Raw genomic sequence first — 21,952 nt, forward strand, 5'->3', positions numbered from 1 at the left:
GCGGTCCCAAGACTTAATGGTGATTGCTCCGCGTAATCATTCCCGCGGATGCCGCGATGCTCCGCGAGATGGTCACACCGACTATGGTGAACCAGATCAGCGTCAGGATCACCGCGAGGATCCAGACGCGCCCGCCTTCCTGCGATTCCCGGATCGGACCGCTGCGCTCTTCCCTCATACCTTCGCCCCCCGGCGCAGCGCTCACTTCGCGCGAAGGCAGAGTACGCGACTCGCGAGCGGCAACAATTTAACTTTGGATAGCCATCCCGCTCTGGGACAGGCGGCGCTTGCTCTTGCCGCCCCCGCCTGCTTGTGAACGCAGGTGGCGTGGCATTTCGCGATAGACCGGGGCGGGACGTTCACGGACGTCATCGCCTGGGACGAGAGCGGCAACTTCCGGACCGAGAAGCTGCTGTCGGAGAACCCGGGTCAGTATGACGATGCCGCGCTGGAAGGCATCCGGCGCATCGTCGCGGAGGAAAGCGGAGAGCTCGGCGAAGTGCGCATGGGCACGACGGTCGCGACCAACGCCTTGCTGGAGCGTAAGGGCGCCCGGGTGGCGCTGGCGATCACGCGCGGGTTCGGGGACGCCCTGCGCATCGGATACCAGGCGCGGCCGGACATCTTCGCGCGGCATATCGTATTGCCGGATCAGCCCTATGAGGCCGTGATCGAGATCGCGGAGCGGGTCGGGGCAGGCGGCGAGATCGTCACGCCGCTCGATGAGGAGGCGGCGCGGGCGGAGCTGAAGCGCGTGCGTGACACCGGCATCGACGCGCTGGCGATCGTGCTGATGCATGGCTGGAAGTTCGGGGAGCATGAGCGGCGCGTGGCCGATATCGCGCGGGAGCTCGGCTTCGAGCAGGTCTCCGTCAGCCACGAGGTCGCGCCGCTGATCAAGCTGATCGGACGCGGCGATACGACGGTCGTCGACGCCTATCTCTCGCCGATCCTGCGGCGGTACGTCGACCGGGTCGCGGGAGGATTGCCGCCAGGAACGAAGCTGCAGTTCATGCAGTCGAACGGCGGCCTGACCGACGCGGGCGCCTTCCGCGGTAAGGACGCCATCCTGTCCGGCCCGGCCGGCGGCGTTGTCGGCATGGTCACGGCGTCCGGCGAAGACCGGCTGATCGGCTTCGACATGGGCGGCACGTCGACGGACGTCTCGCATTTTGCCGGCCGCTACGAGCTGGCGGACGAGAGTACGGTCGCGGGCGTGCGCATCCGCGCGCCGATGATGCAGATCCACACTGTCGCTGCCGGTGGCGGATCGGTGTGCCGTTTCGACGGCATGCGGTTTCGCGTGGGCCCGGAGTCCGCGGGCGCGAAGCCGGGACCCGCGTCTTACCGGGGCGGTGGGCCTTTGACCGTTACCGACTGCAACCTGTTCCTGGGCCGCATCGTCCCCAACGAATTCCCGGCCGTGTTCGGACCGCAGGGCGACGAGCGCCTCGACCCGGCAGCGTCCGAGGCGCGGCTGCGGGAAGTCGCGGACCATGTGGAGCGGGCGCTCGGGCGGCGCATGGAGCTTGCCGAGATTGCGGAAGGCTTCCTGCGCATTGCCGTCGACAACATGGCCAACGCGATCCGCAAGATCTCGATCGCGCGCGGCCATGACGTCAGGCGCTACACCCTGGTGAGCTTCGGCGGAGCGGGCGGCCAGCATGCGTGCCGTGTGGCGGACTCGCTCGGCATTGAGCGCATTCTCGTGCACCCGCTAGCGAGCCTCCTGTCGGCCTATGGGATCGGCCTGGCGGACGTGAAGGCGATCCGCGAGGCTGGCGTCGTGAAGCCGCTGAGCGAGGACTTTTCCCTGCCCCTGCAGGTGCTGGAAGATGCCGCGACCGAGGCACTGATCGAGCAGGGCGTCGAACGCGACCGCGTCGAGCTTCATCGTCGTGCGCGGCTGCGGCTCGCCGGAAGCGACACGACGCTGGAAGTCGAGGTCGGACCAGAGACGCAAATGCGCGAGACCTTCTCCGATCTTCACCGCAAGCGGTTCGGCTATGTTGACGAGGCGGGCGAGGTCATCGTCGATGCGCTGATCGTCGAGGCGGTCGCACCTACCGGGACCGAGGCGGTTTTCACGCAGCCGCCGGGCGGTGGCGCTGAACCGCGCGACTTTGGCGATTGGAAGGTCTTCGCGCGTAACGGCTTATCTGGCGAGCAGCGCGTCGAAGGACCGGCGCTCGTCACGGACCGCTCGTCTGTCACCGTGGTCGAACACGGCTGGAGAGCCGCACGGATCGAGGACGGAACGCTCGTCCTCACGCGTCCCACGCCCGTCCAACGCGCGCATGCGATCGGCACCGACGCCGATCCGGTGATGCTTGAGATCTTCAACAATCTGTTCATGGCGATCGCCGAGGAGATGGGCGTTGCGCTGCAGTCCACGGCGACGTCTGTGAACATCAAGGAGCGGCTCGACTTCTCCTGCGCGATCTTCGACGCAGAGGGCGCGTTGATTGCCAATGCACCGCACATCCCCGTGCACTTGGGGTCGATGGGCGAGAGCATCCGCACGATCATCGAAACGCGCGGCGGCAATCGCGACGGCCGCGGAATTAGGCGCGGCGATGCCTATGTGCTGAACGACCCCTATCGCGGCGGGACGCACTTGCCCGACATCACGGTGATCGTGCCGGTGTTCTACGGCGGCGAAGACGAACCGTCGGCGTTCGTCGCGGCACGCGGGCACCATGCCGACATCGGCGGGATCGCGCCGGGATCGATGCCGCCGGACAGCCGCTCGATCGACCAAGAAGGCGTGCTGATCGACAATGTGCTGCTCGTGGATGAGGGGCATTTCCGCGACCCCGAGATCCGTGCGCTGCTCGGCCTGGGCGAATGGCCGGCGCGCAACATCGATCGCAACATTTCCGACCTGAAGGCGCAGCTGGCGGCATGCGTGCGGGGCGCGGAAGTGCTTGCGGCGACGGCGCGCGATTACGGTCCTGACGTGATCGCCGCCTACATGCGGCATGTCCTCGCGAATGCCGAAGAATCCGTGCGGCGGTTGCTGGACAGACTCGACGATGGCGGGTTCGAATATGAGATGGACAATGGTGCGCGCGTCGCCGTGAAGATCGCCATCGACAAGGCAAGCCGCTCCGCAACGTTCGACTTCACCGGAACGAGCGCACAGCTGCCTGACAATTTCAACGCGCCTTATTCGATAGTGCGCGCGGCCTCGCTTTACGTCGTGCGCACGCTCGTCGACGATCCAATCCCTATGAACGACGGGTGCCTTCGTCCGATCAGGCTGGTCGTGCCGGACGGCTGCATGCTGTCGCCTCGCTATCCGGCGGCAGTCGTCGCCGGGAACGTCGAGACGAGCCAGGTGGTCACCGACACCTTGTTCGCCGCGACCGGGCGGCTCGCGCCGAGCCAGGGGACGATGAACAATTTCACCTTCGGCAACGCGCGCCACCAATATTATGAGACGATTGCCGGCGGGTCGGGTGCCGGACCTGACCACGACGGGACGAGCGCCGTGCAGACGCACATGACGAACAGCCGGCTGACCGATCCCGAAGTGCTGGAGACGCGCCTGCCGGTCCGGCTGGAGCGGTTCGCGATCCGGCGTCGCTCCGGCGGCGAAGGGCTGCACCGGGGCGGCGACGGGGTCGTGCGCGACGTACGTTTCCTTGAGCCGATGCGCGCGAACATGCTCGCCAACCGCCGGCGCGTTGCACCGAAGGGCCTCGCCGGCGGCGGCGATGCACTGCCAGGCCGCAACTGGGTGGAGCGTGTCGACGGGAGCAGCGAGCAGCTGACGGCCACCGACGCGGCGGAGATGCAGCCGGGCGACCGCTTCGTCATCGAGACGCCGGGCGGCGGCGGCTTCGGAGCGCGCGCATGAGCTATTGGCCGCTGCTGGGCATATTGCTCGTCGTCCTCGGCTTCGCGCTGCGGATGAACGCGATGCTGGTGGTGACCGTGTCGGCCATCGTCACCGGGCTGCTCGGCGGCATGGACCTGCACAAGGTCATTGCGACTTTCGGCAAGGCGTTCAACGACAACCGCATCATCGCGATCGTGTGGATCGTCCTGCCGGTCATCGGTGCGCTCGAACGCTACGGGCTGCAGCAGCAGGCGGCGGCAGTCATCCGCAAGATGAAGGCGGCCACCGTCGGGCGATTGCTGCTGCTTTATTTGGGCCTGCGGCAGATCACCGCTGCGCTGGGACTGACGAGCATTGCAGGTCACCCGCAAACGGTTCGGCCACTCGTGGCGCCGATGGCCCTTGCCGCGGCTGAGCAGCAGCATGGCGAAGTGGATGAGGAGACCGCCGAGAAAGTGAAGGCGACGTCGGCCGCGACCGACAATATCGGCCTGTTCTTCGGCGAGGACATCTTCATCGCGATCGGCTCGATCGTCCTGATCCAGCAGACGCTGATCACTTACGGATACAATCTGTCGCCGCTGCACCTGGCCCTGTGGGCGGTCCCGAGCGCGATCGCGGCCTTCATCATCCACGGGACGCGGCTTCTGCTGCTCGACCGCAAGCTGGGCCGGACGCGCAAATGATCACGCTGCACTGGCTCTATGCGCTCGCCGGAGCGATGTTCGCGGCCTTTGCCTTGCTCAGCGTCCGCGACAGGTCGAACCCCAAGCGGCTGGGCAATTCGGCGTTCTGGGGATTGATGGCGCTGAGCCTGCTCGGCGGCGATGTCATCGGCGATTTCGGCAACGGCCTGCTGGTGCTCGGGCTGGCGGCGCTGGGCGGCTTCGGCTTCATCGGCCGAAGCCATCCGGCGACCACCAGCGAAGGAGAGCGCGTGAGCTGGTCGGCGGAGCTGGGCAACAAGCTTTTCCTGCCCGCGCTCATCATTCCCGCGACCGCGCTGATCGGTACGCTCGTCTACAACTACACGTCCGTGGGCTCACTCGGCTGGATCGAGGCGAAGCGCGAGACGTACGTGTTCCTCTGCCTGGGCGCCTTGCTGGCGCTCGCAACGATCTATGCCTGGCTTCGCGCGCCCGTGCTGGCGCCCTTGCAGGAAGGCCGCCGTCTGATCGACGCGATCGGCTGGGCCGCGGTGCTTCCGCAGATGCTGGCGGCGCTGGGCGTGCTCTTCGCCGCGGCGGGTGTCGGGACGATCATCGGGGACCTGACACAGTCGGTCATTCCGAAGGGCAGCATCTTCCTGACGGTGCTCGTGTTCGCGTTTGGAATGGTCCTGTTCACGATGATCATGGGGAATGCCTTCGCTGCTTTCCCGGTGATGGCGGCGGCGATCGGCGTGCCGCTGCTCATTCAGGCGTATGGAGGCGATCCCGCGGTGGTCGGAGCCGTCGGCATGCTCGCGGGCTTCTGCGGGACGTTGATGACCCCGATGGCGGCCAACTTCAATCTGGTGCCCGCGGCGTTGCTGGAGCTGAAGGATCAGTATGGCGTGATCCGGGCGCAAATCCCGACCGCGCTGCCGCTGCTCGCAGTAAACATCCTAATCCTGTATTTCGCGGCCTTCCGATGAGCCGCTTCAGCCTCGACTCGGACACTGCCGCGCGTTTCGCGAGGATCGCGCTCGGCCACGTGCGGCAGGAATATCCGCACAAGCTCGACCATGTGCTCGGGTCCGACGAGGACGCGCTTCCGCCGCACGTGCTGCACCCCATCTTCTACGGCAGCTTCGACTGGCACAGTTGCGTTCACGGCTGGTGGACGCTGCTGACGCTGCGGCGTCTGTTCCCCGATACGGACGAGGCGCGGGCGATCGAGAAGCTCGCCGACCAGAGCTTCACCGCGGAAAAGGTGGAAGTCGAGCGCGCCTATCTCGACCGGCCGCTGAGCAAGGGGTTCGAGCGGCCCTATGGCTGGGCGTGGCTGCTGCAGCTCCATCTCGAAGCATCGCGGCACGCCGATGCAAGCTGGGCTGCCGAGCTGGAGCCATTGGCGCGGGCGTTCGCCAATCGGCTTCGCGAGCATCTGCAGGTCCTGACCTACCCCATCCGCGTCGGCACGCATTTCAATACCGCGTTCGCGTTGGTGCTCTCGCTCGAATGGGCGGAGGAGTTCGACGAGCCGCTGGCGGAGGCAATCTGCGAGCGATCGAAGCACTGGTTCGAGAACGATCGCGACTGCCAAGCGTGGGAGCCGGGCGGCGACGAGTTCCTGTCGCCCGCGCTGATCGAAGCTTTGTGCATGGCGCGCGTGCTGACGGAGCCGGAGTTCCACGGCTGGTTCAGCGGCTTCCTGCCGCGCGTCGATTGCGGGGAGCCGGCATCGCTGTTCATGCCTGCGACGGTCAGCGACCGCAGCGACGGCAAGATCGCGCATCTCGACGGGCTGAACCTCAGCCGCGCCTGGTGCTGGATCAGCCTCGCGCCGCTGCTGCCGGAGGACTCACAGCTCGCCTACGACACCGCCGAAGCGCATCTCGCCTCGGCGATGCCGCACGTGGCGGGGGATTATATGGGCGAGCACTGGCTCGCAACGTTTGCGCTTCTCGCGCTGCTCGCTAGTGACACTTGAAGCGGTCGAACGGCTCCAGGCAGGCATTGCACCGCCACTGAGCCTTGCACGGCGTCGAGCCGAAGCGGCTGACCTCCACCGTGTCGCTTGAACCGCATTGCGGGCAGACCGCCTGCGCCTCCGGATGTGGGGGATCGATCCCGTAGGCCCTGAGCTGCCGGCGCCCGCGCTCGCTGATCCATTCGGTCGTCCAGGGCGGGAAGAGCACCCGCTCGATGTGAACGTCGTCGAGCCCGGCCGCATCCAGCGCCTCGCGCACGAGGTGCTCGATGGCGATCGTCGCGGGACAGCCGGTGTAGGTGGGCGTCAGAAGGACTCGCGGCGGGTTGGGTGCGAAACCGCGCACGATGCCGAGATCGGTGATCGAGACGACCGGAATCTCCGGATCCATCACATGATCGAGCACGGCCATGATCGCCGCCTCGTCCCGCACAGCGACGTCGCTCATGGCGCAGCTATTACACCCGTTCGAGCGCCAGCGCGATGCCTTGGCCGACGCCAATGCACATGGTCGCGAGGGCGAGCTTCCCGCCGTTGCGCTGAAGCTCTTCGGTCGCGGTGAGCGCGAGGCGGGCCCCGGACATGCCGAGCGGATGGCCGAGGGCGATGGCGCCGCCGTTGGGGTTCACGCGCGCATCGTCGTCGGCAATGCCGAGCTGGCGCAGGACGGCCAAGCCTTGGGCGGCAAAGGCTTCGTTAAGCTCGATCACGTCGAAGTCGGCGATCTTGATGCCAAGGCGCTTGGTCAGCTTCTCGGAGGCTGGTGCTGGGCCGATGCCCATGATGCGGGGCGGGACGCCAGCGACCGCGGCACCGAGGACGCGGGCGCGGGGGGTAAGGCCGTTGCGCTTGGCCGCTTCTTCGGAGGCGATGATGAGCGCCGCGGCACCGTCGTTGACGCCCGACGCGTTGCCGGCGGTCACGGTGCCGTCGGGACGGACGATCGGCTTCAGCTTTGCGAGCGCTTCGAGCGTGGTCGCGCGGGGGTGCTCGTCTCGGTCGACGACGACGGGATCGCCTTTGCGCTGCGGGATTTCGACGCCGACGATTTCGGCAGCGAGGCGGCCGTTGGCCTGGGCCGCGGCGGCCTTTTCCTGGCTGCGGAGCGCGAAGGCGTCCTGGTCCTCGCGGCTGACCTGGAAGTCCTGCGCGACGTTCTCGCCGGTGCTCGGCATGGTGTCGTCGCCGTACGCGGCCTTCATCTTCGGATTGACGAAGCGCCAGCCAATGGTCGTGTCGTACATCTCCGCATTGCGGTCGAAGGCGCTGGTCGCCTTGGCCATGACGAATGGGGCGCGGCTCATGCTTTCCGAGCCGCCGGCGATGATCAGGTCGGACTCTCCGCCGCGGATGGCCCGCGCAGCCATCGCGACCGCGTCGAGGCCCGAGCCGCACAGGCGGTTGAGCGTGACGCCGCCGGAGCTGTCGGGAAGCCCGGCGAGCAAGCCCGCCATGCGCGCGAGGTTGCGGTTGTCCTCGCCCGCCTGGTTGGCGCAGCCGAGGATCACGTCGTCGAGCTCGCCCCAGTCGACGCCCGAGTTGCGGTCGATCAGCGCCTTGATCGGAATCGCGGCGAGGTCATCGGCGCGAACGGACGAGAGAGCGCCCGCATACCGCCCGATCGGCGTGCGGATGGCATCGCAAATAAAGGCTTCGGTCATCCGGCTCAAATCACTCCACGGCGCATCTGGTCGAGCTCGATGCTTTCGAAGAGCGCCTTGAAGTTGCCCTCGCCGAAGCCCTCGTTGCCCTTGCGCTGGATGATCTCGAAGAAGATCGGCCCGATCACGTTCTGAGTGAAGATCTGCAGAAGCAGGCCCTGTCCTTCGGTCGGTGCGCCGTCCATCAGAATGCGGCGCTTCTCGAGCTCGGGAATGCTTTCCTCATGGCCTTTGATGCGGTCCGGAAGCATCTCGTAATAGGTGTCGGGCGTGTCCTGGAAGGGAATGCCGCGGTCGCGGATGACGTCTACGCTCGTGTAGATGTCGGAGGTCCCGAGCGCGATGTGCTGGATGCCCTCGCCCTTATACTCGCGCAGGAACTCCTCGATCTGGCTCTTTTCGTCCTGGCTCTCGTTGAGCGGGATGCGGATCTTGCCGCAGGGCGAGGTCATCGCCTTCGAGAAGAGGCCGGTGACCTTCCCCTCGATGTCGAAGTAGCGGATCTCGCGGAAGTTGAAGAGCTTCTCGTAGAATTCGGCCCACGTCTTCATGTTGCCGCGGTTCACGTTGTGCGTGAGGTGGTCGATGTAGGTGAGCTTGGAATCCGCCTGCGCCATCCGCTCCCGCCAGTCGGGATGGAAGTCGAAGTCGACGTCGTAGATCGAGCCGTTGCTGCCGTAGCGATCGACGAAGAACAGGCGCGAGCCGCCGATGCCCTCGATGGCCGGGATGTCGAGCTCGCCGTCGCCGACGTTCACATCGACGTTGGTCGCACCGAGGCTCAGCGCGCGCTCGTGCGCGGCCTCCGCATCCTTGAACCGGAACGCCATCGCACAGGCGCTCGGCCCGTGGTCGCGGGCATATTGCTCGGCATAGCTGCCGGGCTCGGCATTGATGATGAAGTTGCAGTCGCCCTGCTTGTGCAGCGTGACGTCCTTGCTCTTGTGCCGGGCGACCTCGGGGAAGCCCATCTTCGTGAACAGGTCGCGCAAAAGAGCGATGTCGGGGGCTGTATATTCGACGAACTCGAAGCCGTCTGTGCCCATCGGGTTCTCAAGGCCGAGAGGACCCTTCTCGGCGACTTGGGTAGCCATGGATGATCTCCTTCGCGGCCCAACTGCTCTTGCGGCCGTTCCATTGCAAGATTGGCTGCGAGCAGTAGTTTTCAACGAAAGGGGACTTGAGAATGCGCACACTGACCATCGGACTGCTCGGCATACTGGCATCGCCGGCCGTTGCGGGCGTTCATCCGCCCGAGGTGGAGCAGCAGCTGTCGTTCATCGCCGGCGACTGGACCATCAGCGGCTACGAAGGGAAATATCGCGACCATTGCACCTGGTTCGACAGCCGCAGCTTCGTCGTCTGCGACACGGACGACCGGCGCCACGGAACGCACCACAGCATCGCCATCCTCGGCTATTCGGCCGCCGACGGCCGCTACACCTATCAGCAATATGACGATTCCGGACGGGGGCGGACGGAGCCCTGCTACGCCAATTCGGAGAAGGGCCTCACCTGCCTTGGGCAGATGCAAACCAAGGACGGTTTCGTGCAGACCCGCAGCTACATCTGGCCGACGACAACCGGCGTGGGCATCCGCCAGGAAAAGTCGGTCAACGCCGGTCCATGGACCGACGTCGGGCAGGTCGCGTACATCCCGAACAAGAAGTGATGCCGTTCGTCGAATGAGCCGGACGTTCATCGGCGGCGAACCGACATTGGTCTAATTCCGCTCAGCGCCAAGCAGGCCTCACCTATGCCTTTAAGGCATGGGTACCGCGTTGGTGGTGGTCGACGATTTCCTTGGCAATGCCGAGGCACTCCGAGCCGCTGCGCTCAAGCTCGACTACTCGCTGAAAGGCCCCTATCCCGGCCGCAATTCGGTCGAGCAGATCCCCATTCCGGGCCTCGACGATGCGGCATCGGCGATCCTGCGCGAGCCGGTTCGGGCGATGCGGCCGCCGGGCTCGCACGGCCATTGCCGGCTAGCGCTGGCGTCCGATTCCGAGCCGGGGAAGATCCACATCGATCCCAGCCACTGGTCGGGCATCCTCTATCTCAGCCTGGACGAGGATAGCCGCGCCGGGACGGAATTCTACCGTCACCGCCGGACCGGCATGGAGAGCGTGCCGAAGACTCTCGAGGCGCTTCAGGCGGTCGGCTTCCATTCGTACGGGCATCTGCAGCGCGAAGTCGTGGACAAGGACGCGCTCGACCCGTCCGAGTGGGAGCGGACGACATCCATATCGATGAAGTTCAACCGGCTCGTCCTGCTTCAGCCGCAATATTGGCACACGTCCGGACCGGGCTTCGGCGACAGCGTCGAGAACGGACGCCTGATCTACGTGATGTTCTTCCGCCGCGCCGACGAGGTCTAGCGCGGCGGAATCGCCCCCGGCGGTTCGACGTTTTCGCCCCGTCCACGGATCGGAAGTTGAAGCAAAGCAATCAGTCCGGGCGCGTTGTCAGCAAGCACCAGCTCGCCCTGATGGAGATGGGCGATCGCCTGAACCAGCGAGAGGCCGAGGCCTGCGCCTTCGGCGGTGCGGCTCGGGTCGAGCCGGCCGAAGCGCCGGCGCGCCTCGCTGCGCAGCTCCTCCGGAATGCCGGGACCGCGGTCGGCAACTCCAAGGCTGAGGGTGGAGTCCTCGTCTCGCACGACCACCGCGATGGCCTCGCCGGACGAAGCATATTTGATGGCGTTCTCGATAAGGTTGCTGAGCGCCTGGGCGAGCAGCTGGCGATGCCCGAAGATCGGCAGGATCATCTTGGCGCGGTCGAGCGTGACCACGGCGCCGCCCTCCTCGGCGAGCGGCTCGTACATCTCGACCAGCTCCTCGGCGAGCTGCGCCGGATCGAACCAGGAGAACTGGTTCTGGCTGGTGAAGGCCTCGGAACGCGCGATCTCCAGCGCCGTGGACAGAATGCGCATCAGCGAGTCCGACTGTCGAATGACCGCGCCGAGCATTTGGTCGCGCTCCTCGCCGGTCTTTGCCGACAAGGCCGCGTCGGCAGCCGCACGGAGCCGGCCGACTGGCGAGCGAAGGTCGTGCGCCAGACTGTCGGTCAGCATCCGCAGCTCGCTCATCAGCGTCGAGATGCGGTCGAGCATGTGGTTGATCTGGCGCCCGAGCTCTTCGAACGAGTCCTTCGCGCCCGTCTCAGGCACGCGGCGGGACATGTCTCCGCCGCTGATGCGGTCGGCGACACGAGCGATCTCGCGCACTCGGCGGTCGACATATTGGCCGAGCAACAGCCCGCACAGCAGGCCAAGGACGACGGAAACGACGAGCGCTACCCACAAGGAACGTTCCAGCGTGTCGCGCAGGCTGACTCCCTCGGGCACGGTGCGTCCGTTCAGGAGCCATGCTCCGGCCGACAGGCGGCGCAGGCTGACGGTGGCTTCCAGTGGGGTCTGCTCGTCGCTGATCTTCAGCAAGGCGGTGCGGACGCTTGCCGATAGCGGGGCTTTCGGCTGCAGCATCGCATCCACGTTGCCGAAGACCGGCCGTCCACTGCGGTCCAGGACTGCGACCGCGAGCTGCGGATCGCCGACCTCCACGGAATTGGAGATTTCCTGCTTTAGCCCCGCGAGACCGTGCGCCTCGTACACGTCGGCCATCGACGCGGATTCTTCGGCCACCTGCCGCCGCAAAGTGCCGACGATCTCATCGCGCGTCTGCAGGTGGATGAAGCCGATGATCGCCAGGTTCGACGCAAGGGCGAGCAAGCCCGCCAGGAGGGCGATCCGAAGCGTCGTCGACATTGAGCGCCAGCCTACGCTCAGGCGGCGAGCATGTAACCCGCGCCGCGTACGGTGTGCAGCAGCGGCCGTTCGAACCCGTCCTCGAGCTTGCGCCGGAGGCGGCTGACGTGGACGTCGATGACATTTGTGCCAGGATCGAAGTGATAGTCCCAGACCTGCTCCAGAAGCATGGTCCGGGTGACGACCCGACCCTCGTTTCGAGCGAAATATTCGAGGAGGAGATATTCCCTCGGCTTCAGCTCGATCTTCTTGCCCGCGCGCTTCACGGTTCGGGCCATCGGGTCGATCTCGAGGTCGCCGACGGTGAGCCGCGGATCGGCGGCGACGCGCGCCTCGCGGCGGCGAAGGAGCGCATTGGTTCGCGCCAGCAGCTCGGCGAAGGAAAAGGGCTTTACGAGATAGTCGTCGGAGCCGGATTCAAGGCCCTCGATGCGATCGCCGACCGAGGCGAGGGCGGACAGGATCAGGACGGGCGTTTCGACCTTGGCGGCACGAAGCGCCTTCAGGAGGGAGAGGCCGTCGAGGACCGGAACCATCCGGTCGAGAATGATGAGGTCGAAGCTTCCATCCGTCGCGAGGTACAGGCCGTCCTGGCCGTTCCCGACCTGCTCGACCGAATGGCCTTCCTGCGTCAGCCCGCGCGACAGGTAGTCCGCGGTTTCGGCGTCGTCTTCGATGATCAGGATCTTGCGGCCCATGGGCACTCCCGCGGTTTCATACGACGCAGCCGGCCGCCCCGGCAATATGGGGGGCCGCCCGGCGCCTCGAGGAGAAAGGGGGGTAGCGCCGGGCGGAGAGGAATTGCGCGGACGGAATTACTTGGCCTTGGACGTGTCTTCTTTGACGTTCTGCTTCTTGGCGTGGGAGTGCTTGGCCTTCGCCGTGGTCGTCGGAGCCTTGGCGGTGTTGGCCGCGAGGGCCGGGCCGGCCATCAGGCCGAGCGCGACGAAGGAAGCAATGAGCGGTTTATTCATGTGCTACTCTCCTGGTGCCGGCACGTCGCCGGTGGAAAGCTGACTAAAGCATCGGCTATTTCGCGCGGGTGGCGGGCGCATGAAAACTTGTTCATGCGTTTTGGCGGGAAGGAATGAAGATGGAAGCTCCGGACGGCTGGTCGATCGAAGAGGGCGGCAAGGCACTCGTCAGAACCATAAAGTTCAAGGACTTCTCCGAAGCGTTCGCCTTCCTCACGCGCGTGGCCCTGCATGCGGAGAAGGTCGATCACCATCCCGAGTTCACGAGCGTGTGGAATCGCGTCGACTTCCGCCTGATCAGTCACGATTCGGACGGGGTTACCGAGCGTGACGTGAAGCTGGCGGAGGCGATCAACCGCCTGGTCTAGGCCAGCGCCGGCTGCGATTTCTGAACCGAGGATTCCAGCTCATAGTCGCGCTCGTAGAGGTCGTGGATCATGCGCGACGTCTCATTGTTCCTGAGCGCGCGCACGCCCGGGAGCTCGCCTGTACGGTCGTAATGCTGCCGGAGCTCGCGCACCGGAACGTCCTCGCTCGGGTCGTTGAAAAGATGCTCTGAAGATTGGTTGGCGGGCATCAGGAAATAGCGGTCGGCGATCTCGCGGCCGAAGATCTCGCGGGCATGGTCCTGGAGACACGCCATCGACCAGGCGCAATTGTAATGGACCGGCAGCAGGTGATCCGACTGCGCCCAGACGTGCGGGTCGGCGTATTTGGCGGGCAGGTACCACCGCACGAACTCGGTGAAGGTCGCGTCTTCCGGGTCGCTGTGCATCACGCGGACGAAGTTGGCGAGAAGGTCGTCGGCGTCCTTCTGCATCACCAATTTGTTGCGGAAGAGCGACGCGGCGCGCTCGAACGGGTCGCGGTAGACGTAGACGCGCCAGCTGGCGGAGCGGACATCTTCGACCGACCCGACCCCGCAGTTCTGCTTCATGAACGCGAAGGCGCCGCTCCACGGACCATCATAGCCGTGCTTGTCGAGCATCATGCGTTTGAATGCGGAGGAGGCGTTCTTGCGGATATAGCAGTAAGCGATGGGCCGCCCATCAAGCTCAAACTTGAAGTGCGCGTTGACGCGCCGCCGCCATGATCGGCGAAAGGACGCGAGGAAGGGGACCGATGGTTGCGACACCATTTCGACCCAACAACGTTCGAGCCCGCGAAGCGACGCTTTCTCTAACCGATATTAACGCCGTGGCGCTCATATTCTCAGCTGGCTGCCGAGCTCGATGACGCGATTGATCGGAAGCTTGAAGAATTCCATCGCGCTCTCGCTGCTCTTCATCATCCAGGCGAACAGCTTCTCGCGCCACAGCGCCATGCCCGGCTGAGCCTTGGCTGCTATCAGCTTCTGGCGGCCGAGGAAGAAGCTGGTGCTCATCATGTTGAAGCCGCCGCCGCACGTTTCGATGCGGGTGAGGTCGGTGGGTATGTCGACCTCGTCCATGAAGCCGTAGTGGAGGATCACGCGATAGAAGCCCCTGCCGGCCTCATGCACCTCCAGCCGCTCCTTGGGTGGGACATGAGGTACGTCCTCGACCCTCACGTTGAGGATCAGGACGCGCTCGTGCAGCACCTGGTTGTGCTTCAGATTGTGCAACAATGCGGAGGGGATGCTGTCGGCGGAGGTGGAGAGGAAGACGGAAGTTCCACGCACCCGATGCACCGAAGCCGCCGACTTGATGAACACGTCGATCGGAAGCGCGTCCTCCTCAAGCCGTTCGCGCATCAGGCGGCGGCCCGTTGCCCAGGTGGAGAGCAAGGTGAAAATGACGAGGCCGACCACGATGGGGAACCAGGCCCCTTCGAACAGCTTCTCCGACCCCGAAGCGATGAAGACCAGGTCGATGGCAATGAAGAACAGGAATCCGACGCCTGCCTGCCACAGCGGCCGCTTCCAGATGCGGAACACCACGACATATTGCATCAGCGTGGTGATCAGCATGGTGCCGACGACCGCCAGCCCGTAGGCGGGCAGCATCGCGGAGGAATGGCCGAACGCTACGACGAGCAGCCCGACCATCGCCGCGAGCGCCCAGTTCACTCCGGGAAGATAAATCTGTCCGATCGCTTTCGACGAGGTGTGCAGTATGCGCATCCGCGGAAGGAAGCCGAGCTGGATGGCCTGGTGCGTCACCGAATAGGCGCCTGATATCACGGCCTGGCTGGCGATGATGGTCGCAAAGGTCGCAATGACAAGCAGCGGGACCGTCAGCGAAGGCGGCACCATGCGGAAAAACGGATTGTCGACGAATTCCGGATGCTGAATCAGCATCGCCGCCTGGCCGAGATAGTTCAGAACCAGCGCGGGCAGGACGATGTACAGCCACGCTGCCGTGATCGGCTTCCGGCCGAAGTGACCCATGTCCGCATATAGCGCCTCGGTGCCCGTGATCGCATAGACCACGGCCCCCAGCGACAGGAATGAATAGAGCGGGTGGGCCTGGAAGAAGCTCCAGATGTAGACGGGGTTCAGAGCGCGAAATACCTGCGGATGACCGGCGATGTGAGAGATCCCCATCGCGGCAATCACGGCGAAATAGAGCAGCATGACGGGGCCGAACAGCTTGCCTACGCGGTCGGTGCCGTGCCGCTGAATCGCGAACAGGCTGATCAGGATCGCGAGTGCGATCCAGACGATGTACGGCTTGAACGCACTGCTGACGACGCCGAGACCCTCGACCGCCGAGATCACGGAGATGGCCGGCGTCAGCATCGCGTCGGCATAGAATAATGCGGTCGCGAACAATGCGGCGACAAGCAGCCATCGCGGCAGGGCATCCGAACCAAGACGCCGCTGGATCAGCGAGTAGAGCGCAAGACTGCCGCCCTCGCCGCGATTGTCGCAGCGCATGACGATGAAGACGTATTTGATCGTGACGACAAAAACGAACGACCAGAAGATGAGGCTGGCGATCCCGTACAGGTCGGTTACCACCAAGTTGAGATGGTAGCGCGGATCTAGCGTAGCCTGGAATGCGTAGAGCGGGCTTGTACCGATGTCGCCGAAGACGACGCCAAGCGCACCGAGCGTAAGCGCGGCGCGGTTGTGCCCCTGGATTTCATAATGAGTGTCTGTCGGCGCATCGAACTTTTGTGCGAGAGTAGCCATGGCCGCTATGTGCGGTTCAGCCCCATAAAGATTCCATGTGGATTAAGGCCGTTCCCCCCTTAAGAAAGGGCGGTGGTTGGCGAAATCCACTCGACGCGGGCCACGGCGAGTATCACTTAGCGCCGATGGCCGATTTGCGCGCCACCCACTCCGCTGCCGCCCCGTCGCGCGGCTATGCCGAAGCCCTGCTCTTCGTTGCGGGCTCCACTTTGCTTGGCCTCGCACTGGCGCCGAGTTGGGGCAGTTCGGCAGTCGACATGCTCTATCTCCCGGCAGTCATCGCCACAGCCGTCCTGGGCGGCCTGTGGCCCGGCATGTTCGCGGCATTGCTTGCGGCGCTAGCCTACAACTTCTTCTTCACCGCGCCGCACATGACGCTGAGAATCGACAATCCGAACGACATCGTCACCGTGATCGTCCTGTTCGCCGTCGCCGTGGTGACCAGCCAGCTGGCGGCCTCCGTTCGCCGGCAGGCGCGTCTCGCGGAAGCGCATGCGGCACGCAGCGAGGCGGTGGCCGGCCTGGCCGGGCGGCTGCTCACCTGCACGACGGAGCAGGAGGTCGCGCAAATCAGCGTCAGCGAACTGGCCGGCGTGTTCGAGTGCAATGTGGCGCTTCTGACAGGGTCGCCTGAGCCGCGCTTGCTGGCGAGTGCGCCGGTGCCGATGCGCCTCACGCCCGGCGACATCGCCGTCGCCGCGCTCGTCATCGATTCCCGCGGCCGGGCCGGTCGGGGGGTGGACCGGGCGGTGCCTACCGAGTGGCAGTTTCATGCGGTGAAGTCCGGCAGCGGGGCCATTGCCGCGATGGGGTTCGCGCGCGACGATGGGGTGCCCGCGGTAGACCCGCGATTTTTCGCCTTGCTCGACAATTTGCTCGACCAGGTGGCGCTCGCGCTCGAGCGCGCGCGCCTGGAAAGCGAGGCGCGTGAGTTCGCGCGCACCCGCGAGCGAGACCGGGTGCGCTCGGTGCTCCTGTCCACGATCGGCCAGGACATCACGCCGTCGCTGAAGGCGATCGCCGGCGGCGTCCGCGCGCTCAGGCGTGACGGCGCGACCGACAAGGAGGTCGTGTCGGGCATCGGCTCGGAGGCGGCGAAGCTCGAGCGTTACGTTTCCAATCTGCTCGATACCGGGCCGGACTCCGACCAGCGGCCGATCGAAGTGGACGGGCTTACCATCGACCTCTTCCGGCGCCTCGTCCTTCGCGACGGGGAGGAGGTCCACCTCACGCCGAAGGAATATGCGGTGCTCGCGGAGCTAGCGAAGCATCCGGGGCGGGTCCTGACCCACGCCCATCTGTTGCGGACCGGTTGGGGCCCGGCGCAGGAAGGGCAGATCGAATATCTGCGCGTCGCCGTCCGCGCGCTTCGCCAGAAGATCGAGCGCAATCCCTCGCGGCCGGAGATCATCCTCAACGAGCCGGCCGTGGGCTACCGGCTCCAGCCCGGCTCATAGACCCAGCCGCATTCTGGCGGCGGCAGGGGCGAGTCAGGCCTTTGCGCATTGGTCTTGATCAGAGGCTGTTCGCTGGAATGACTGGCGCGGCCTGTTATAGCCTCGACACGATGGCCGACGACGAGACGTTACGGGAGTATCGCACGGGTTCGGACCCGCGCACTTTGCGCGATGCGCTGGGCTGTTTCGCCACAGGCGTGACGGTGGTTACCTGCTTCGACGAACAGGACCGGCCGGTCGGACTCACGGCGAACAGCTTCACCTCCGTCTCCCTTGATCCGCCGCTGCTGCTCGTGAACGTGCACAAGCACGCCGCCTGTGCCCGGGCTCTCACGACGGCCACTCACTTTGCGATCAACGTGCTGCAAACCGGCCAGCAGCCTGCCTCGATCCGCTTCGCGACGCGCCAGGAGGATCGCTTCGGGGCGAATGACTGGTCGCGCGGCGAGTTCGGAGCGCCGGTACTTCAGGAGTCGCTCGGCGTCTTCGAATGCGAGCGCTTCGCCGTGTACGAGGGCGGCGATCACCACATCCTTGTCGGGCAGGTCGTGAAGGCGAGCTTCAATCCCGAGCTCGACCCTCTCCTCTATTTCCGCGGACGCTACCGCAGGCTGCACTTCGACTAGTCGACGATCAGCTTCTCGGGATGCTTCGTCACCTGACGGACGATGGCGACGATGACGCCCCCGACGACCAGGCCGACGATCGCTCCTCCAACCGCGTTGACGAGCCATGCGACCAGGCCCGAGCCGCCGACAACCTCGCTGGCCGAATGCGACAGGCCATGGATCGTCTCGGGGATGAAGGTGAGGACGTGCATCTCCTCCAGGCCGTGGACGAGAATGCCGCCGCCGACCCAGAGCATTGCCGCGGTGCCGATTCCCGCGAGGCCGCTGAGCAGCGCCGGAACGACGCGCACCATGCCGCGCCCGACCGCGCGTGTTCCTGCACCCGGCTTCTCCGCGAGGTGCAGTCCGATGTCGTCGAGCTTCACGATCAGGGCGACGACGCCGTAGACGCCGGCAGTGATGGCGAGAGCCACCGCGATCAGGGCGAACGCCGTCGTCACCAACGAAAGATGTTCGAGGCTCGCCAGTGAGATGGCCATGATCTCACCCGACAGGATGAAGTCGGTGCGGATCGCGCTCTTCACCTGGAGCGCCTCGAGCTCGCGGGGGTCGTCGATGGAGTCCATCAACTTGTCCTCGTGATCGTGGTCGTGGAGCAGCTTCTCCAGGATCTTCTCGGTCGCCTCGAACGCCAGGTACGAACCGCCGATCATCAGCAGCGGCACGATCAGGAACGGGGCGAAGGCGGTCAGCAACAGCGCCACCGGGAGCAGGATCAGCAGCTTGTTCTTGAGGGACCCCCAGGCGATCTTGCCGATGATCGGAAGCTCGCGCTCCGGCGCCAGGCCGACGACGTAGCGGGGCGTCACCGCCGTATCGTCGATGACGACGCCGGCCGCCTTGGTGCTCGCCTTGCCGGCCGCTCCGGCGACATCGTCGAGCGACGAAGCGGCGAGCTTGGCGATGGTGGCGACATCGTCGAGAAGCGCAATCAAACCTGAAGGCATTCATGGCGCTTAGGCGAACTTGCGGTCCCGGCGCAATTCGCGCAGTGCCGCGCCATGCTTGGACTGGACTTCATCAGGGCGAACCGGGCGGCGGTCGAGAAGGCGATCGCCGATAAAGGCGTGACGCTCGACCTCGACAATCTGCTCTCGCTCGACAGTGAGGTGCGCGCTCTCAAGACCGAGATCGAGGCGCTCAGGGCCGAACGCAACGCGATCAGCGCCCGCTTCAAGAGCGTCCCTCCGGAAGAGCGCGCGGAGCTTGGGCGGCGGGCCAAGGAAGCGGGCGCCCGTGCAGGTGAGCTCGAGAACGCCCTCGCCGAGAAGCAGGCGCTGCTCACCGAGCTGCAGATGCGCGTTCCGAACATTCCGTGGAAAGGCGCCCCCGTCGGGCCCGACGAGACCTTCAACACGGTCATCCGCAGAGAGGGCGAGCCGCCCAAGTTCGACTTCGAGCCGCTGGACCATGTCGCGCTGATCGAGAAGAACGATTGGGCGGAGCTCGGCCGGATCGTCCAGGTTTCGGGCAGCCGCACCTATTGCCTCAAGGGCCGCCTCGCTTTGCTTGAGCTGAAGCTGATGGGCTGGGCGCTGCAGCAGATCGCCGATGCCGGATTCACCGCGATAAGCGTTCCGGCGATCGCCCGCGAGCAGGCCTTTATCAACCAGGGGCAGTTCCCGGGTCATGTCGAGGAAACTTACGCGCTTCCCAACGACGACCTTTATCTTGCCGGGACTGCCGAGGTGGCACTGACCTCGCTCCATTCGGGCGAAATCCTGGAAGGCGACAAGCTGCCGATCCTCTACGCCGGAATCTCGCCGTGCTTCCGCAGGGAGGCCGGCAGCGCGGGCAAGGACGTCCGCGGGCTGCTGCGCGTCCACCAGTTCTTCAAGGTCGAGCAATATGTGATTTGCGAGGCCGACGACGCTCAGTCTGCCGAGTGGCATGCAAAGCTGCTCCAGCTGGCGGAGAGCCTGCTCAAGGCGCTCGAAATTCCCTACCAGGTGATCGAGACCTCGACCGGGGACATGGGTCTCGGCAAGTTCCGGATGAACGACATCGAGAGCTGGGTGCCGAGCCTCGGCAAGTATCGCGAGACGCACAGCTGCTCGACGCTGCACGACTGGCAGGCGCGCCGGGCGAACCTCCGCTACCGCGGCAGCGACGGGAGGGTGCGGTTCGCGCACACGCTGAACAACACGGCGCTGGCCTCTCCGCGTATCCTCGTGCCGCTGCTGGAGAACCACCAGACTGCCGACGGCCGTGTGAAGCTCCCGCCGGTGCTGCAGGAGTTGATGGGGGGCGAGTTCCTCTGAGTGCGGCGTTCGAGGGTGACGACCGGCCGCCTCCCGCGTGGCGCCGGTTCTACGAGGGCGCGTCGCTATTCGCGCGGTTTTGGCATGGTTTCGGTCACCTTCGGCCGCGTGGCCCGGAGGATGGTCCGCCGGCACTTGTCATTCCCGGTTTCATCGCGACGGACCGGACGACCCTGGCCCTTCGCCGCGCGCTGGCCGAGGCAGGATGGCGCGTGCACGGATGGGAACTCGGGTGGAACAAGGGCGCTCGGGCCGATACGTTAGAGCGGCTGAAGGCGCGGCTGGATGCCATTTCGAAGGATCGGCCTATCCTTCTTGTCGGTTGGAGCCTTGGCGGCCTGTTTGCGCGCGAGCTTGCGCGAGTGGCGCCTGACCGTGTGCGAGCGGTCGTGACCCTCGGCTCTCCTTTCTCGGGCGACCCACGGCAAAACAACGTCTGGCGGCTCTACGAGCGGGTTGCGGGACATAGTGTCGTCAATCCGCCGCTTCCCCGCATCACGGACAAGCCAGCAGTGCCACACCTGGCGTTCTGGTCTCGCGGAGACGGCATTGTCGCGCCTCGTTCGGCCCGCGGCCTGGATCACGAACGAGATGAAGCTGTGGAGTTACGATGCACGCACATGGGTTTCGGCGTGTCGGTCCGGACCGTCCGGACGGTGGTGCACGAAATCGACAGGTTTCTGAAAAATCACGCTTAATTCACGAAACTTATTGTTTCGGAAACGGAAAGACCCAATCTTCGGGTCATGAAAGTCGCGCGTACGATTGCCGCCGCAGTTGCCGGTGAAGTTCATCCGGACGACCTTGCGCCGCCGGGCTGGCACCGGCTGCGCGAGATCGCGTGGCACATCCCAAGGCTTCTGGCGGGACTTGGCCCCGTCGGCCCCCGAGGCCCGGAGGACGGGCCGCCGGCGCTCGTCCTTCCAGGCTTCCTGGCCGGCGACCGGACGACGATGGACATCCGTCGTGCGTTGGCGCGAGCGGGCTGGCGCGTTCACCCGTGGAACCTCGGAACCAACCGGGGCGCGAAGCCCGACACGCTGAAGCTGCTCGGCAAGCGGCTGGACGAAATTTACGACGGACGTCCGATCCTGCTCGTGGGGTGGAGCCTGGGCGGCATGTTCGCACGCGAGCTTGCGCATGCGCATCCCGACAAGGTGCGCGCGGTGGTCACGTTATGCTCGCCTTTTTCCGGCGACTTGAAGAACAACACGAACGTGCGCGAGCTCTACGAGCGGATCGCCGGGCACGACGTCAATGAGCCGCCGTTCGCGCGCGGGATCGGCAAGCCGCCGGTCCCGACTTTGGCCTTCTGGTCGCGGCGGGACGGCATCGTCGCGCCGAGTGCAGCGCGTGGTCGTGAGGGCGAGATCGACCATGCGGTGGAGCTCGATACCTATCACACCGGCGTGGTGCTCTGGCGCCCGGCGCTGACGAGGATCGTGAACGAGATTGCGACCTTCATCGGCAAGATGGAAGGACGGCCGATCGAGCTTCGGCCGAGGGAGTCCGGTGCTCCGGATTCGGCCGGTTTCAAAACGGCTTGGGCGCGTCTCGATTCGCGCAATTGACTCTGTGACCCGACTCACGAGATAAAGAACAAAAGCAGAA

The 21,952-nt window shown here is 65.4% G+C and carries 22 protein-coding genes; 12 read left to right on the top strand and 10 right to left on the bottom strand.

Annotated features, from left to right (window positions below; genetic code table 11):
• Positions 1–13 precede the first annotated feature (13 nt).
• A complete protein-coding gene (locus tag LZ016_RS11375) occupies positions 14–178 on the bottom strand; it encodes a hypothetical protein (RefSeq protein WP_241447594.1) in 165 nt (54 codons plus the stop codon).
• Positions 179–322: 144 nt separating this feature from the next.
• On the opposite strand from LZ016_RS11375, the gene LZ016_RS11380 reads away from it, so the two are divergent.
• From LZ016_RS11380 to LZ016_RS11395, 4 genes are read left to right on the top strand one after another with little or no spacing between them, the layout of a single operon-like run.
• Positions 323–3,862 carry a hydantoinase B/oxoprolinase family protein gene (locus LZ016_RS11380; protein WP_241447595.1) on the top strand — a complete coding sequence of 1,180 codons (3,540 nt, stop codon included), beginning with the start codon at positions 323–325 and terminating at the stop codon, positions 3,860–3,862.
• Positions 3,859–4,530, top strand: coding sequence for a DUF969 domain-containing protein (locus LZ016_RS11385; protein WP_241447596.1), 672 nt, complete (start codon positions 3,859–3,861; stop codon positions 4,528–4,530). Before LZ016_RS11380 ends, LZ016_RS11385 begins: the two co-directional genes overlap by 4 nt.
• Positions 4,527–5,480 carry a DUF979 domain-containing protein gene (locus tag LZ016_RS11390; protein WP_241447597.1) on the top strand — a complete coding sequence of 318 codons (954 nt, stop codon included), beginning with the start codon at positions 4,527–4,529 and terminating at the stop codon, positions 5,478–5,480. The genes LZ016_RS11385 and LZ016_RS11390 overlap by 4 nt, the downstream gene beginning before the upstream one ends.
• Positions 5,477–6,478 (top strand): DUF2891 domain-containing protein, encoded by a 1,002-nt coding sequence (locus LZ016_RS11395; RefSeq protein ID WP_241447598.1) that lies wholly within the window; start codon positions 5,477–5,479, stop codon positions 6,476–6,478. The genes LZ016_RS11390 and LZ016_RS11395 overlap by 4 nt, the downstream gene beginning before the upstream one ends.
• Here the strand turns inward: LZ016_RS11395 and paaD are convergent.
• Genes paaD through hppD form a run of 3 tightly spaced genes read right to left on the bottom strand, consistent with a single transcriptional unit; the run spans position 6,465 to position 9,233 of the window.
• Positions 6,465–6,926, bottom strand: a complete 462-nt coding sequence (paaD, locus tag LZ016_RS11400) for a 1,2-phenylacetyl-CoA epoxidase subunit PaaD (protein WP_241447599.1) — start codon at positions 6,924–6,926, stop codon at positions 6,465–6,467. The genes LZ016_RS11395 and paaD overlap by 14 nt on opposite strands.
• Positions 6,927–6,936: 10 nt before the next feature.
• Complete coding sequence (gene pcaF / locus LZ016_RS11405) at positions 6,937–8,139, bottom strand: 3-oxoadipyl-CoA thiolase (protein ID WP_241447600.1); 1,203 nt, start codon at positions 8,137–8,139, stop codon at positions 6,937–6,939.
• 5 nt (positions 8,140–8,144) lie between these two features.
• Positions 8,145–9,233, bottom strand: a complete 1,089-nt coding sequence (hppD, locus tag LZ016_RS11410; RefSeq protein ID WP_241447601.1) for a 4-hydroxyphenylpyruvate dioxygenase — start codon at positions 9,231–9,233, stop codon at positions 8,145–8,147.
• Positions 9,234–9,325: 92 nt separating this feature from the next.
• Here hppD and LZ016_RS11415 point away from each other — a divergent pair, with 92 nt between their 5' ends.
• On the top strand, positions 9,326–9,811 hold the full coding sequence (locus LZ016_RS11415) for a hypothetical protein (RefSeq protein ID WP_241447602.1): 486 nt from the start codon (positions 9,326–9,328) through the stop codon (positions 9,809–9,811).
• A 97-nt stretch (positions 9,812–9,908) separates the two neighbouring features.
• Positions 9,909–10,517 carry a DUF6445 family protein gene (locus tag LZ016_RS11420; protein WP_241447603.1) on the top strand — a complete coding sequence of 203 codons (609 nt, stop codon included), beginning with the start codon at positions 9,909–9,911 and terminating at the stop codon, positions 10,515–10,517.
• Here LZ016_RS11420 and LZ016_RS11425 read toward each other — a convergent pair.
• The 3 genes from LZ016_RS11425 to LZ016_RS11435 all read right to left on the bottom strand — a co-directional run bounded on the left by LZ016_RS11425 (position 10,514) and on the right by LZ016_RS11435 (position 12,879).
• Complete coding sequence (locus LZ016_RS11425; RefSeq protein ID WP_241447604.1) at positions 10,514–11,905, bottom strand: HAMP domain-containing sensor histidine kinase; 1,392 nt, start codon at positions 11,903–11,905, stop codon at positions 10,514–10,516. The two genes, LZ016_RS11420 and LZ016_RS11425, sit on opposite strands and share 4 nt — an antisense overlap.
• A gap of 17 nt (positions 11,906–11,922) precedes the next feature.
• A complete protein-coding gene (locus tag LZ016_RS11430) occupies positions 11,923–12,603 on the bottom strand; it encodes a winged helix-turn-helix domain-containing protein (protein ID WP_241447605.1) in 681 nt (226 codons plus the stop codon).
• A 117-nt stretch (positions 12,604–12,720) separates the two neighbouring features.
• Positions 12,721–12,879, bottom strand: coding sequence for a hypothetical protein (locus LZ016_RS11435; RefSeq protein ID WP_241447606.1), 159 nt, complete (start codon positions 12,877–12,879; stop codon positions 12,721–12,723).
• 113 nt (positions 12,880–12,992) lie between these two features.
• On the opposite strand from LZ016_RS11435, the gene LZ016_RS11440 reads away from it, so the two are divergent.
• On the top strand, positions 12,993–13,247 hold the full coding sequence (locus tag LZ016_RS11440) for a 4a-hydroxytetrahydrobiopterin dehydratase (RefSeq protein WP_241447607.1): 255 nt from the start codon (positions 12,993–12,995) through the stop codon (positions 13,245–13,247).
• Here the strand turns inward: LZ016_RS11440 and LZ016_RS11445 are convergent.
• Positions 13,244–14,017, bottom strand: coding sequence for a sulfotransferase family 2 domain-containing protein (locus LZ016_RS11445; RefSeq protein WP_241447608.1), 774 nt, complete (start codon positions 14,015–14,017; stop codon positions 13,244–13,246). The two genes, LZ016_RS11440 and LZ016_RS11445, sit on opposite strands and share 4 nt — an antisense overlap.
• A gap of 66 nt (positions 14,018–14,083) precedes the next feature.
• A complete protein-coding gene (locus LZ016_RS11450) occupies positions 14,084–15,994 on the bottom strand; it encodes a potassium transporter Kup (protein WP_241447609.1) in 1,911 nt (636 codons plus the stop codon).
• A gap of 125 nt (positions 15,995–16,119) precedes the next feature.
• Here LZ016_RS11450 and LZ016_RS11455 point away from each other — a divergent pair, with 125 nt between their 5' ends.
• Positions 16,120–17,451, top strand: a complete 1,332-nt coding sequence (locus tag LZ016_RS11455; RefSeq protein WP_241447610.1) for a DUF4118 domain-containing protein — start codon at positions 16,120–16,122, stop codon at positions 17,449–17,451.
• A gap of 77 nt (positions 17,452–17,528) precedes the next feature.
• Entirely contained in the window at positions 17,529–18,077 is a 549-nt protein-coding gene (locus tag LZ016_RS11460; protein ID WP_241447611.1) for a flavin reductase family protein, read from the top strand.
• Here the strand turns inward: LZ016_RS11460 and LZ016_RS11465 are convergent.
• Positions 18,074–19,027 (bottom strand): DUF808 domain-containing protein, encoded by a 954-nt coding sequence (locus LZ016_RS11465; RefSeq protein WP_241447612.1) that lies wholly within the window; start codon positions 19,025–19,027, stop codon positions 18,074–18,076. The two genes, LZ016_RS11460 and LZ016_RS11465, sit on opposite strands and share 4 nt — an antisense overlap.
• Before the next feature lie 54 nt (positions 19,028–19,081).
• Between LZ016_RS11465 and serS the strand changes: the two genes are divergently transcribed.
• From serS to LZ016_RS11480, 3 genes are all read left to right on the top strand, one after another.
• On the top strand, positions 19,082–20,341 hold the full coding sequence (gene serS, locus LZ016_RS11470) for a serine--tRNA ligase (RefSeq protein WP_241447613.1): 1,260 nt from the start codon (positions 19,082–19,084) through the stop codon (positions 20,339–20,341).
• Positions 20,342–20,553: 212 nt separating this feature from the next.
• The gene (locus LZ016_RS11475) at positions 20,554–21,039 is read left to right on the top strand and encodes an alpha/beta fold hydrolase (protein WP_241447614.1); all 486 of its coding nucleotides are present in this window, start codon (positions 20,554–20,556) and stop codon (positions 21,037–21,039) included.
• 48 nt (positions 21,040–21,087) lie between these two features.
• On the top strand, positions 21,088–21,912 hold the full coding sequence (locus tag LZ016_RS11480) for an alpha/beta hydrolase family protein (RefSeq protein WP_241447615.1): 825 nt from the start codon (positions 21,088–21,090) through the stop codon (positions 21,910–21,912).
• Positions 21,913–21,952: the final 40 nt, after the last annotated feature.

This window comes from Sphingomonas telluris (genome assembly GCF_022568775.1).
GTDB classification, from domain to species: Bacteria; Pseudomonadota; Alphaproteobacteria; order Sphingomonadales; family Sphingomonadaceae; genus Sphingomicrobium; species Sphingomicrobium telluris.

Excerpts from the sequence above, each read along its gene's own strand:
- LZ016_RS11430 (WP_241447605.1), bottom strand. The coding sequence starts at position 12,603 with ATGGGCCGCAAGATCCTGATCATCGAAGACGACGCCGAAACCGCGGAC.
- LZ016_RS11440 (WP_241447607.1), top strand. The coding sequence starts at position 12,993 with ATGAAGATGGAAGCTCCGGACGGCTGGTCGATCGAAGAGGGCGGCAAG.
- LZ016_RS11445 (WP_241447608.1), bottom strand. The coding sequence starts at position 14,017 with ATGGTGTCGCAACCATCGGTCCCCTTCCTCGCGTCCTTTCGCCGATCA.
- LZ016_RS11375 (WP_241447594.1), bottom strand. The coding sequence starts at position 178 with ATGAGGGAAGAGCGCAGCGGTCCGATCCGGGAATCGCAGGAAGGCGGG.
- LZ016_RS11395 (WP_241447598.1), top strand. The coding sequence starts at position 5,477 with ATGAGCCGCTTCAGCCTCGACTCGGACACTGCCGCGCGTTTCGCGAGG.
- pcaF (WP_241447600.1), bottom strand. The coding sequence starts at position 8,139 with ATGACCGAAGCCTTTATTTGCGATGCCATCCGCACGCCGATCGGGCGG.
- LZ016_RS11415 (WP_241447602.1), top strand. The coding sequence starts at position 9,326 with ATGCGCACACTGACCATCGGACTGCTCGGCATACTGGCATCGCCGGCC.
- LZ016_RS11450 (WP_241447609.1), bottom strand. The coding sequence starts at position 15,994 with ATGGCTACTCTCGCACAAAAGTTCGATGCGCCGACAGACACTCATTAT.
- LZ016_RS11480 (WP_241447615.1), top strand. The coding sequence starts at position 21,088 with ATGAAAGTCGCGCGTACGATTGCCGCCGCAGTTGCCGGTGAAGTTCAT.
- LZ016_RS11435 (WP_241447606.1), bottom strand. The coding sequence starts at position 12,879 with ATGAATAAACCGCTCATTGCTTCCTTCGTCGCGCTCGGCCTGATGGCC.
- LZ016_RS11425 (WP_241447604.1), bottom strand. The coding sequence starts at position 11,905 with ATGTCGACGACGCTTCGGATCGCCCTCCTGGCGGGCTTGCTCGCCCTT.
- LZ016_RS11420 (WP_241447603.1), top strand. The coding sequence starts at position 9,909 with ATGGGTACCGCGTTGGTGGTGGTCGACGATTTCCTTGGCAATGCCGAG.
- hppD (WP_241447601.1), bottom strand. The coding sequence starts at position 9,233 with ATGGCTACCCAAGTCGCCGAGAAGGGTCCTCTCGGCCTTGAGAACCCG.
- LZ016_RS11390 (WP_241447597.1), top strand. The coding sequence starts at position 4,527 with ATGATCACGCTGCACTGGCTCTATGCGCTCGCCGGAGCGATGTTCGCG.
- paaD (WP_241447599.1), bottom strand. The coding sequence starts at position 6,926 with ATGAGCGACGTCGCTGTGCGGGACGAGGCGGCGATCATGGCCGTGCTC.
- LZ016_RS11465 (WP_241447612.1), bottom strand. The coding sequence starts at position 19,027 with ATGCCTTCAGGTTTGATTGCGCTTCTCGACGATGTCGCCACCATCGCC.
- LZ016_RS11460 (WP_241447611.1), top strand. The coding sequence starts at position 17,529 with ATGACTGGCGCGGCCTGTTATAGCCTCGACACGATGGCCGACGACGAG.
- serS (WP_241447613.1), top strand. The coding sequence starts at position 19,082 with ATGCTTGGACTGGACTTCATCAGGGCGAACCGGGCGGCGGTCGAGAAG.
- LZ016_RS11385 (WP_241447596.1), top strand. The coding sequence starts at position 3,859 with ATGAGCTATTGGCCGCTGCTGGGCATATTGCTCGTCGTCCTCGGCTTC.
- LZ016_RS11455 (WP_241447610.1), top strand. The coding sequence starts at position 16,120 with ATGGCCGATTTGCGCGCCACCCACTCCGCTGCCGCCCCGTCGCGCGGC.